The organism is Microvirga tunisiensis (assembly GCF_009296175.1).
Lineage (GTDB): Bacteria > Pseudomonadota > Alphaproteobacteria > Rhizobiales > Beijerinckiaceae > Microvirga > Microvirga tunisiensis.
In genome coordinates this window covers 1-11,058 of sequence record NZ_VOSK01000216.1, presented here as the reverse complement: position 1 = coordinate 11,058, position 11,058 = coordinate 1, and the positions used below count along the sequence as shown (strand labels likewise).

Genomic DNA, 11,058 nt, shown 5'->3' with positions numbered 1-11,058 from the left:
CGTGTGGCAGACGCCCGTCGCCATCACCTCCACGAGCACCTCACCCGCCTTCGGGCCGTCGATGCGGATGGTCTCGATGGTGAGCGGCTTGCCAGCCTCCCACGCGACTGCGGCCCTCGTTTCCATGGCGTTACCCCTTCCGTTAGTTTGCTCCAGATGTTCGTGCAGGGAATGCCCAAGTTTAGCGGAAAGTGATGGATCGAACCACAGCGATGATGCCTCCTGGCGCGACGCCGGAACTACTAAAAAGGATCATCGGGTTCAGGGAAAGCATTCCACTTCGGCCTCTGCCTGCGCGCGGCGAAGATCGGCGATGAGGTCCCGCATGAACGGATTGCTGCGAAAGAGCTCTGCACCTTCGCCGGGCCGCTGGCCTACGCTGAGGGCAGTTTCAGCCTGGACATAGCGCTCATAGGGAAAAATCGACGCGATGACGTCGATGGAGCACGAGCAGCGCTCCAGCGCCAGCCGCGTTCCTCCGTTGGCTGCCATGCAGGCAAAGACATAGTCGGCGCGGGCTGGCGTGGGATAGTCATTGATGCCCTCATCCTGGGCACCGGCTGGATAGGTCGTCATCAGCCCCAGAACGAGACTGCACCTCGAGACAACGTTCGCCCAAGACATGCGCCACTTCCCCGTGGGATTTAGGCGCAGCATATCAAAAACTTCATTGCTGGTGAATGCCGTCGATGGTGGCGGCCCGCACGCATCAAGTCGCCGTGGGGTGCTCTCCCTGCCTTAGATCGTGTGTATCTCTTCCAGTTCCGCAGGAACGCACTTCCAGCGGGCAACGCGCCACCCGGGATGCGTATTCGTCCACTCCGCCATCCTGGGCTGCGCCCCCATCATACAGCCAAGATCGCTGACAGGCTCGAACGCAAAGCTGAACCGCTCCTCCTTGCAGGTGTCGGGAGCTGAGATCAAGCAGACGAGGAAGACTAACGCCATATTTGATAGCCCTCCTGCTAGGCAGCAAATCCTCGGATCCAAACCACCTGTCCGGCTGGAAACATAAGCAAGGCCGAGAGAGATAGTTCAACCCGAATATTTGGATCTGACTGAGATTGCACTCATAAGGCAGCCAGAATTCGGCAAAGTGCTTGGTCATAGCCCGCATCAGGCCGCCGCCTTACCCCGAGGCTGGCCTTTGATACGGGTTCAGATGCCGCCATACGCACATCCAGGGACTGGCTCCGTTGGAGTTGTTCCATTATGTCCCGTTCCGCCAACAACGCAGTCTCGCTTGGGCAGGACCAGGTCTGATCCGTTGTCCGGTATCACCGGCCGGCTCGACCCCTTAGGCGCTGGTGGCTGAGAGGGACGTCTGCTCCCGCCTGCAAGACTGAGGAGCGCCACCATGTCCGACACTCCCAATCTATTCACGTATGCCGATCACGCGGCGTGGCCGGCTCAAGGCTCGTGAGAGGCCATGCCGCGCTTTTACTTCCACATCCGGTGCCACGGCGAGACCTTGAGCAAAGACGAGTTGGGCCTCCACTTCCCCGATGTGGTGAGCGCAAACAACGCAGCATTGCACGCTGCCTAAGACCTTGATTTTGAGTACACAGCCAGAGGCCGAAAACCCACGACTGCACCATTGAGGTCGAGAGTGCATCAGGTGATGCTTCTTTTGAGCCTCTCGGTCGATCCCTAAGCATGGACTCGAATAGATATTTGTTTCTTCTCATGCGTGCGATTGGTTCCGATAGAAGTCAGGCGCGGCACTACGCGTCCTCTGGGTGATGCTCATTATTGGGCCAGAAAGCGGCCCCGGAACGCCTCGACCGCCCCCTTGTCCAGGCGTTCGTCAAGGTTCATTCCGACGCTGACATCCTTGACGGCATGGGCAGGCGAGCCGGAAAGAACGAGAATTCGCTCCGCCATCCGGATGGCGTCCCGGCTGTCATGCGTGACGAAGAGGACGGTAGCGGGCCTCTGCGCCAGCATCGCAATCAGGAGATCGCGTAACCTATCTGCTGTCGACTCATCCAGCGATGTGAAAGGCTCATCCATCAGCAAGACATCCGGGCCGATGGCAAATGCCCGCGCGAGCGCAACGCGACGCTGCATGCCGAGGGAGAGCCGTTCCGGATAGACATCCTGGGTGTCCGATATTCCCATGCCGGCGAGAAGATCGAGCGCTGTCTCCCGTGCGGACTCCGTTGACGGTAGGGGGAGCAGGATATTCTCAAGCACGGTCCGCCACGGCAGCAGGCGCGGCGTCTGGAAGACGTAACCCATGCGCGGCTTCGGCTCGCCGTGAAACTCGATCCGGCCGGAGTAATCCGTGTCCAGCCCCGAGATCATGTTCAGCAACGTCGTCTTGCCGATACCAGATTGACCGAGAAGGCAGACGAATGCCCCTGGATCGACCGACAGATGAAATCCCTCGAAGATCCGACGCATCGGGGCGCCGCCCAGCGGAGGATAGCTCTTGCAGTCGATCTCGATCTTGAGTCCGGTCATCGCCGCCATTGGTTCAGCCTCCGCTCCCATGGCTGGAGGATGAACAGTTCGATCATCTGGATGACGGCGACGAACGCGAGGGCGTAGGCCAGGATGGTGGAGACATCGAAGAGTTGGAACGCCGAGCCGATGACGAAGCCCACTCCATTGCTGCGGCCGAGGAGTTCGACAACAAGCACGATCTTCCACACCAGTGCCAAGCCCGAGCGGATGGCACCCATGAAGTAAGGGGACAGTTGGGGCAGGATCACGTGGCGCAAGGTCCGCCACCGGCCGATCCTGTATGCGGAAGCCATTTCAAGAAGGTCACGGTCCAGCGCCCTGCCGCCTTCCCGCAAGGTCACTGCCACGTTTGGGATCTTGTTGATCGCAACCGCGGTAATGGCAGCCGCCTCGGTCAGGCCCAGCCAGATGTAACAGAGAACGACGACAACCAGGGCCGGTAGGTTCAGGAAGAGGATCAGCCAGGGATCGAAGAAGCGGTTCAGCCGCAGCACGCGTCCGAGTGCGATGCCAATGGCCGTCCCTATCGTCATCGCCAGGATGAAGCTCGCGAGAACCCGCGCCAGCGTGATGCCGATATTGGTGAAGAGGGAGCCTTCGAGCCCGGCCTCGACAAGCGTTGCTCCGACCCGACCCGGCCCCGGCAGCAGGCGCGGGTCGGAGAAGGACGCTGCGATCTGCCAGGCACCCACCAAAACGGCGATTGACAGTGCCGACCAAGCAAGATGTGTTAAGCGCTTGGCCAGTTGGTACTTCATGCTAGGCCTTCGGCACCCAGAACAGGGTGGGGTCGAAGCGCGTCCTGGGGCCGACCAACTCCGGTCCGCCGAGTTCGCTGAGAATGCCGAACAGCCGTTCGGCGGCCTGGGTCTCGGCTGCGCCCCATGGTGTGGGGATGCCCGCCCTGAAATAGTCCTTCAACCGGCCGAATTCGGCATCCGACCCGATGCCCATTGCGGGTCTGAGACGTTCCCATGCGGTTTCGTCGTTCTTGAGGATCTGGTTGGCACCACTCACTGCACGGAAGAACGCCGTCATTTGATCCGGCTTCGTCCGCAAGAGTTCCTCACGCCAGACGAACCCGACGAGTGGAGGTGAAGGAGTTACTCCGAGCTCCGTCATGACATCGATCATATCGATCAAGGGCTGATATCCTGCTGCATCGAGCCGGGCTGCGAAATTCCAGAACGTCAGCACACCGTCCAGGCGTCCGAGCCTCAGTTGCTCGGACAGCAGCGGTGGGGCGCCGTAGACGGGTTCCACGATTTCCGTGAGATCGGCATTGAGCTTGTTGCGAGAGAAGGCCCGCAGCAGGAGCCAGCTCTTGTCGAGCGCGCTGCCGGCTACCCCGATCCGCTTTCCCTTGAGATCCGCCAGGGACGTGAACCCCTTGTCCCTTGGTACCATCAGCGCGCCCAGGGCGTTCGAGTACGGCCAGAAAAGTAGGCTGTCGCCCTCGGCCCGCTGGCGCATGGCCCAGAGCCAGTCGCTGACGATCAAGTCGACGGCGCCCGCTTGCAGAGCGACAGTCGTTGCCTGATTGGAAGCGAGTTCGAGCCGCTCGATCCGCACCCCTTCCCTGATGTCGACCTTGTCCCCGGCAATCGTGTCGAGGAGCCAGTTGACAGTCCCGAACTTGAGCGACCCTACCTTTAGGGGTTCAGGGGTCTGTGCCGCCCCCGGCGATGCACGGGGCATGACGGCCAGGGCTGCAAAACCTCCAAGGAGCACACGCCGAAGTGGATCCATAGAAATCTCCTAGCTTTTGGCGAGCTCGCAGTTTCCAATTCGGGAGATTACGACGAGCCGTGCGCCATCTCAAGCTCAACCCATTCGACGGCCTTGGGCACTTCCCGACTTCATCCTGATGCCGTCCATTTGCAAGTCGCAAACCTATCCTTGCGAGACTTAACACCTATATGACGTCACCAGGCTCGGAATGTTAGAATCCTCCCGGCTGGGAGGCGACCGCGGGACATCATGTATTGTCTATCACAGGACCAGGAACGGGTTTGATGGCACAGCCCGCACTCCGCATCGATGACGTGAGCCACGCCTTCGGCGCACGCACGGCGCTCGACCGCGTGAGTTTGACGGTGCCTGCCGGCTCGTTCACCGCCCTGCTGGGTTTGAACGGCGCAGGCAAGACAACCCTCTTTTCGCTGGTAACCCGCCTCCACGACAGTACGTCCGGCACGATTCAGATCTTCGACTTTGACGTGCGGCGGGAGGCTCCAGCGGCTCTTTCCCGTCTCGGCATCGTGTTTCAGGCGCGTACCCTCGACCTCGATCTGTCCGTGCGCCAGAGCCTGCTCTACCACGCCGCCCTGCACGGCATAGGCCGACGCCTGGCACATGAGCGGGCTGCCCAAGTCCTGAAACAGTTCGCCCTCGCCGATCGGATCGACGACAAGGTCCGCAATCTTTCCGGCGGGCAGATGCGCCGGCTCGAGATCGCGCGTGCGCTGCTCCACGATCCCGCGCTCCTCCTTCTCGATGAGCCGACGGTCGGTCTCGACGTCGAAGCGCGCCAGGGACTCATCAGGGAGGTGCGACGCCTCGTGGCCGAGGAAGGACGCGGCATTCTGTGGGCGACCCATCTGCTGGACGAGATTGAAATGTCAGATCGCCTTGTCGTGCTCCACAAGGGGCGGGTCCTCACACAGGGATCCGTTCAGGATGTGCTTGCCCAAACGGGCACTCCCGATTTGCAGACGGCCTTCCTGAACCTGGTCAATGCCTCCGGAGCGACCGCCGTTGGGCAAGAGCCTGCTGAATGAGCGCCATGGAAAGGACGAGCCCTCTTTCACCGAGCGGCTACGCGATTTGCTTCACCGGGATCGTGTCGCGCGAAGCCCTGCGGTTTCTCAGCCAGAGAGGGCGCTTCCTCTCGGCGCTCGTCAGGCCGCTCGTCTGGCTGTTCATCTTCGCGGCCGGGTTCCGGTCCGTCCTTGGCGTCTCGATCATTCCGCCTTACGAGACATACGTGCTGTATGAGGTCTACGTGACGCCCGGCCTCGTCGCGATGATCCAACTCTTCAACGGCCTGCAATCCTCGCTGTCGATGGTCTATGACCGCGAGGTCGGCGCCATGCGGATCCTGCTGGTCAGCCCCTATCCGCGCTGGTTCCTCCTCGTCGCGAAGCTCATCGCCGGCGTCCTTACCTCCCTACTGCAAGTCTATGCCTTTCTCTTCATTGCTTATCTCTGGGAGGTTGAGGCACCCTTAGTGGGCTATCTCACGCTTCTCCCGGTTCTGGTGGTGACAGGCCTGATGTTTGGGGTAATGGGGCTCCTTCTCTCCTCCCTGTTCCGGCAGCTCGAGAACTTCGCCAGCGTCATGAACTTCGTGATCTTTCCCATGTTCTTCGCCTCCTCGGCGCTCTACCCGCTTTGGCGCATTCAGGAATCGAGCCCCCCCCTCTATGAGATATGCCGGCTCAACCCTTTCACCTACGCCGTGGAAGCCATCCGATTTGCGCTCTATGCACGCTTCGATGGAACCTCACTCGCGGTCGTGATCGGGGTAACGGCGGTCTTTCTCATCCTGTCCCTGTTCGTGTATAATCCCTCCAAGGGCCTCATCGCCCGGCGCGGTGCGCCAGCGATGGCTGATTGATTGCGGAGAAGCCCATGCCCTCACGCTGGCACGGCAGGTTGGGGCTCATTTTCATCGGTATGCTTTCGGCGCAGGCAGCTTTATCTTCCGAGATGGACTGGCCCTGTGTCCAGCGCCGGGTCGCGGAACTGAGCGTCGCCCAGATGTGGGCTGGCCCACCGGTCGACCCAGCGACGAGCCATTGGCGTGACGATCAGGACATCGCAGCCCTTGCCCGATCGCTCGCCTCGCGCCGGACGAGCCTCGTGGAAGCGAGCATCGCGATCGAGCGCCTCGGCAATGCTTCAGGACAGGAGAAGGAGACGAAGCTGACATTGCTCTTCGCTGGTGTCTTCGACCTCATCAATTCGGAGAGGCGTCGCATCATCAACGGCATTGAGCGGTATGCCCGCAAACAGAGATCGCTAGCCGACCAGATCAGCGAAGCAAGCCGCAATCTCAAGCAGGACAGCAAAACCGCCACGGAGCGGACGGCACTTGAGCAGAAGCTTCAGTGGGATACGCGCATCTATGATGACCGCAATCAGGCCCTGACGTATGTTTGCGAAAGTCCGGTCCTTCTGGAACAGCGGGTTTACGCTCTTGCCCAGGAGATTTCACGCCATCTCAACTGATTATGAGTTTATGGGGCAGTGATAGCGTTGTCCTGCTCATCGAGAAGTGGCACCCCGTATTGCAGGAGAATGGACTGGATCTCCACCCGATAGACATCGAGGAAATCGTTGAGGCGATGCTTCCACTCGGTCTCGCCATGTCTCAGGCCAAGGGTGATCCTGTATGTCATCGGAACGGTTTTGGTCTCGTGCAGGAGTGGAACGACTGCGAGCGGCATGCCGGATTTCTTCACGTAGTATCCCGCTATCGGTCCCCATAGAATGCCGGCTTCGATCTCACCTGCCTTGATGTCCCGGAGCATTTCCTCGGCCGGCGACTCGTAGCGTCGGTCGACCATGAGGGCGTAGGGCTTTGCATGCGCCATCAGCCCGTTCGTAGCCATGACCGTGGCCGGTGGGGCTCCTGCAACGATGCCGAGGCGTTTGCCCTTTAGACGGGCATCGTCGAGCGCCTCGATACCATCGAGACCACGGTCCTTCGGAAGAACCAGCACCCAGGCCGACCTATAGTAGGGATTGGTGTTCTGGATGACCTCGCCCGCAGCAACGTAACCCATCACGAGATCGCAACGCTTGGCACCCAGCGTGTTGCGCACGAAACCCGTCACCTGCGGGAACCACGTGTATTCGAGCGGCAGTTTCAGATCGGCGGCAAGCAGTTCGGCGATCTTGTTTTCGAACCCCTCACCTGCCTCGTTCGAGAACGGCATGTTCGCAGGGTCAGCGCAGACGCGCAAAGCTGTTCTCGACACCAGATCCGCCGGTTGTGCCGTGGCCGAGCCCGTCGTCATGAGAAGGGCAGCCAGCGAGATGCCGGCTGCTGCGATCAGATCAGCCGCCGCGTCCGAGACATGAATCTTCATTTTGCGTAGCTACCTTTGGTTTGTCTTCCCGCTTCGCTGGACGTCCACGAGGGACAGCGTCGTCCGCCCGTGCTTTCAGGTAGACGTAAAGGTCATCGATGTAGCACATGACGTTCACGTTCTGGGCGAATGCCGGCATGACCTGGTTCTCCGCGACGCCGACCTTCTGGCGTCCGTTGACCACCACGTCCATGAACTGCTCGTAGGTGAGGGTCTTGAGCGAGTGCGCCAATGCCGGCGCATAGCTGCTTCCTTGCCCATCCGGACCATGGCACGTGTGGCAGTCGGCATGATATCGCCGATACCCGCTGTAGGTGTACCAGTCCACGGTACCATCCGACCCGACGTTATAGGTCGGCATGCCTTCGGTGGTCATGTACTTTCCGTCCTCTCCCTTCACCGCCGTCTCGGCGGAGTGAAGGGTTAGGGGGGAGAACACGGCAACTGTCACCACTGCGAAAGCTGCAACCCTGCCCCAACTGCGATTCTTCGCCATCGCTTCGTCTCTTTCGTTCCAGCCTTCGGTTTCTTCTAGCGGCCGTTCAGTTGAGAACGCCTAGCATCGCGGGTCGATGCTAGGCGCCTCATTCTCAGCCGTGCTTCACCTTCATTGCGTCGGTAACGCGAACACCGTCAGCGTGCCGCCGAGCGTGGTGTAGTTGGAAAGCGCCGCATAACCACCGACGGCGCCGAGACCGGCTGTTTCGATGGCCCTGTTGCCAGTCTCCTCGCGACCGGGATTGACGGCGGTCTGCCAGGCTCCAGCTCCCTGCTCACCCATCAGGCCAGCGGCAAGACCGATACCGGCCCAACCACCGACGCCGGACAGAACGGCGATATACTGCCTTCCGCCGTGCTCATAGGTCGTGACGTTGCCGATGATGCCGGACGGTGTCTTGAACTTGTAAAGCTCCTTGCCCGTCTGGGCGTCGACGGCCTTCAGGTAGCCTTCGAGCGTCCCGTAGAAGACGACATCTCCTGCCGTCGTTAAGGCGCCTGACCAGACCGAGAACGGCTCCTTGTTCGTCCAGGCGATCTTGCCTGTCCTGGCATCCCACGCGATGAAGTTGCCCATGTTGGTCTCGCCCTGAGGCGGGAACATGGATAGGATCGCGCCGACATAGGGCTGACCAGCCGTGTAGTTCACGCGGAAGGGCTCGTAGTCCATGCAGACGTGATTGGTCGGAACGTAGAACAATCCCGTCCGGGGCGAGAACGCTGCCGGCTGCTGGTCTTTCGTGCCGAGCGCGGCGGGACAGACATGCTTCGTGTTGGTGTCCTCTCCCTGCTGCTCGGTCGAGAACTGCGACACGACCTGGGGACGGCCATAGGTCGGACTGTTCTTGTCCATATCGACCTTGGAGACCCAGTTGACGGCTGGATCGTACTTCTCCGCGACAAGGAGCTCACCATTGGTACGGTCCAAGGTGTATGCAAGGCCGTTGCGGTCGAAGTGGACCAGGAGCTTGCGCGGACGTCCGCCGATTTCCTGATCGACCAGGATCATCTCGTTGACGCCGTCATAGTCCCACTCGTCATGCGGCGTCATCTGGTAGAACCAGCGGGCCATGCCCGTGTCCGCGTCGCGGGCCATGATGGTCATCGACCATCTGTTGTCGCCGGGGCGCTGCTTCGGATTCCAGGTCGAGGGGTTGGCGGTCCCGTAGTACACGAGGTTCGACTCGGGATCGTAGGAGTACCATCCCCAGGTCGTCGACCCGCCGACCTTCCACTGCTCGCCCTGCCAGGTCTTAAGGCTGGAGTCCTTGCCGATCGGCTTGCCGAGATGGGTCGTCTTTTCCGGATCGACCAGCATTTCGCTGTCCGGTCCGGTCGAGTAGGCCCGCCAGGCCTGCTTGCCCGTCTTCATGTCATAGGCAGTGACGTGCCCGCGCACGCCGAATTCGCCGCCCGAGATGCCGACGAGCACCTTGTCCTTCACGGGCATGACGGTCGCCGTGTTGGTCTCGCCCTTCTTCGGGTCGCCGTTCTTGACGGACCAGGCCACCGCACCCGTCTTCGCGTCAAGCGCCACGAGTGTCGTGTCGGCCTGATGCAGAAAGATCTTGCCGTCTGCATAGGCGAGGCCACGATAGACGGTGTCACAGCACATCACCGGGATGACGGTAGGATCCTGCTTCGGCTCGTATTTCCACAGGATCTTGCCGTCATTGTTGAGGTCGAGGGCAAAGACGTTGTTGGGGAACGGGGTGTGCACATACATCACGTCCCCGATCACGAGCGGTCCGCCCTCATGTCCGCGAAGGACGCCTGTCGAGAACGTCCAGACAGGCTGGAGCTTGCTGGCATTGTCCTTTGTGATCTGATTGAGCTTGGAAAAACGGGTGTTGGCGTAGTCACCCGTTTGGATGGCCCATTGCTTCGAGTCTTGGGTCATCTTGATTAGGTCTTCGTTTGCAACAACCGGCGCAAGTGCCGACGCCGTGCCAAGCAGCACGGTCGCAAGTACGACTCTCCGCATTTGTTTCCTCCCAATGCACGCATTTTTGCCAAGACGCGGCCAACACCTGCTGGCCACTCACGCGGCGCACTTATGGGATCATTCGGCTTCGGTGGCGTCTGGCTGCCACATGCGGCGTCGGGCCAAGGGGAGTATGGTCTCGGCTTGGCTGGCGTCGGACGGCGCAGCTAACGCCAGCCCGGTTTGACCGAAGATTTGCCTAATGTAGAATACTTTGCCGTATTAATCAATTTTCCGCTTCCGGTCATCACATGGCGAATTTGCAAGTTCCGCATGCGACTACCGTCCGAGGAATTCTTCTCATTCGACCGTGATCACTTCATACCGAATAGCCGGTCGGCTTCCTGCACCGCACTCATGCAGTCGGCCTCCTTGCCCTCGCGGTCAAAGGTGCGAGCCCGGTCGAGGGACGCCATCGCCTGACGCACGTTGTCCGACGCAGCAGTTTCTGCCCCTTGCGCCACCTGCGCACTCGTCGGCTGGCCCTGCGTCTGGGCGCGGGCGTCTGCAGGTGACGTTGCCCGTCCCTGAGTGACAGCATTCATCGCTGGCGTTGCCTCGGTTTTGGGCGTCTCTCCAGCCTTCGGCACCTGGATAGCGCCGGTTGAGCTGACATTCCCTCCCTGCCCTGCCTGAGCGCCGCCTGGATGGATCGGTCCGGAGCCAGCATCATGACTGGCCATTTGCTTCGAGACAGCATCGATCCGGCCGGTGCAGGATCCGGCCCACGCTGTCGCGACACTCGTTACTAAGGAAATCACACCCATAATTAAGAAAGTCTTCGTCCTCATGTGCGCACCTCCCTCTAAGGAATTGCACGCCATGACAATAGCCTCCCGCCAGGACGGTTCCATCAAGGCTTTGCGCATGCCTCAAAAACGGTTCTAGAGCACCGGACTCGAAATAAGACTCTTGGGCTTCTGTGCGAGGGCAAGCTGTGATTCACTGCCTGGACCGGGAGGTGGATTATGGGTCATTGCTATTCCCTGGATCTTCGGGTGCGCGTCGCCG

At 60.6% G+C, this 11,058-nt stretch carries 12 protein-coding genes and 1 pseudogene; 4 read left to right on the top strand and 9 right to left on the bottom strand.

Translation table 11 applies throughout. From position 1 onward, the window contains the following. Nucleotides 1-126: pseudogene (locus tag FS320_RS30440) on the bottom strand (S-(hydroxymethyl)glutathione dehydrogenase); the annotation flags it as partial. 135 nt (nt 127-261) lie between these two features. Beyond that, on the bottom strand, nt 262-624 hold the full coding sequence (locus FS320_RS30435) for a hypothetical protein (RefSeq protein ID WP_152716041.1): 363 nt from the start codon (nt 622-624) through the stop codon (nt 262-264). 805 nt (nt 625-1,429) lie between these two features. Here FS320_RS30435 and FS320_RS50955 point away from each other — a divergent pair. Continuing rightward, entirely contained in the window at nt 1,430-1,546 is a 117-nt protein-coding gene (locus tag FS320_RS50955) for a DUF6894 family protein (RefSeq protein ID WP_420846795.1), read from the top strand. 203 nt (nt 1,547-1,749) lie between these two features. Here FS320_RS50955 and FS320_RS30425 read toward each other — a convergent pair whose 3' ends face one another. Genes FS320_RS30425 through FS320_RS30415 form a run of 3 tightly spaced genes read right to left on the bottom strand, consistent with a single transcriptional unit; the run spans nt 1,750 to nt 4,218 of the window. Beyond that, nucleotides 1,750-2,475: an ABC transporter ATP-binding protein gene (locus FS320_RS30425; RefSeq protein WP_152716038.1), complete on the bottom strand. Its 726-nt coding sequence runs from the start codon at nt 2,473-2,475 to the stop codon at nt 1,750-1,752. Further along, nucleotides 2,463-3,227 (bottom strand): ABC transporter permease, encoded by a 765-nt coding sequence (locus tag FS320_RS30420; RefSeq protein WP_152716036.1) that lies wholly within the window; start codon nt 3,225-3,227, stop codon nt 2,463-2,465. Before FS320_RS30420 ends, FS320_RS30425 begins: the two co-directional genes overlap by 13 nt. A 1-nt stretch (nt 3,228) precedes the next feature. Beyond that, nucleotides 3,229-4,218: an ABC transporter substrate-binding protein gene (locus tag FS320_RS30415; protein WP_244627491.1), complete on the bottom strand. Its 990-nt coding sequence runs from the start codon at nt 4,216-4,218 to the stop codon at nt 3,229-3,231. A 266-nt stretch (nt 4,219-4,484) separates the two neighbouring features. On the opposite strand from FS320_RS30415, the gene FS320_RS30410 reads away from it, so the two are divergent. The 3 genes from FS320_RS30410 to FS320_RS30400 are packed head-to-tail and all read left to right on the top strand — an operon-like array spanning nt 4,485 to nt 6,702. Beyond that, the gene (locus FS320_RS30410; protein ID WP_152716034.1) at nt 4,485-5,249 is read left to right on the top strand and encodes an ATP-binding cassette domain-containing protein; all 765 of its coding nucleotides are present in this window, start codon (nt 4,485-4,487) and stop codon (nt 5,247-5,249) included. Further along, entirely contained in the window at nt 5,246-6,088 is an 843-nt protein-coding gene (locus tag FS320_RS30405; RefSeq protein WP_152716032.1) for an ABC transporter permease, read from the top strand. Before FS320_RS30410 ends, FS320_RS30405 begins: the two co-directional genes overlap by 4 nt. A 14-nt stretch (nt 6,089-6,102) precedes the next feature. Further along, on the top strand, nt 6,103-6,702 hold the full coding sequence (locus FS320_RS30400; RefSeq protein WP_152716030.1) for a hypothetical protein: 600 nt from the start codon (nt 6,103-6,105) through the stop codon (nt 6,700-6,702). A gap of 8 nt (nt 6,703-6,710) precedes the next feature. On the opposite strand, the gene FS320_RS30395 is transcribed toward FS320_RS30400, so the two are convergent. The 4 genes from FS320_RS30395 to FS320_RS30380 form a co-directional block, all read right to left on the bottom strand. Further along, a complete protein-coding gene (locus tag FS320_RS30395) occupies nt 6,711-7,565 on the bottom strand; it encodes a substrate-binding domain-containing protein (RefSeq protein WP_152716028.1) in 855 nt (284 codons plus the stop codon). Then, entirely contained in the window at nt 7,534-8,061 is a 528-nt protein-coding gene (locus FS320_RS30390) for a c-type cytochrome, methanol metabolism-related (RefSeq protein ID WP_152716026.1), read from the bottom strand. The genes FS320_RS30395 and FS320_RS30390 overlap by 32 nt, the downstream gene beginning before the upstream one ends. Nucleotides 8,062-8,172: 111 nt before the next feature. Further along, nucleotides 8,173-10,047, bottom strand: coding sequence for a methanol/ethanol family PQQ-dependent dehydrogenase (locus FS320_RS30385; RefSeq protein ID WP_152716025.1), 1,875 nt, complete (start codon nt 10,045-10,047; stop codon nt 8,173-8,175). Nucleotides 10,048-10,361: 314 nt separating this feature from the next. Continuing rightward, nucleotides 10,362-10,838 (bottom strand): hypothetical protein, encoded by a 477-nt coding sequence (locus FS320_RS30380; RefSeq protein WP_152716023.1) that lies wholly within the window; start codon nt 10,836-10,838, stop codon nt 10,362-10,364. Between the last annotated feature and the right edge of the window lie 220 nt (nt 10,839-11,058).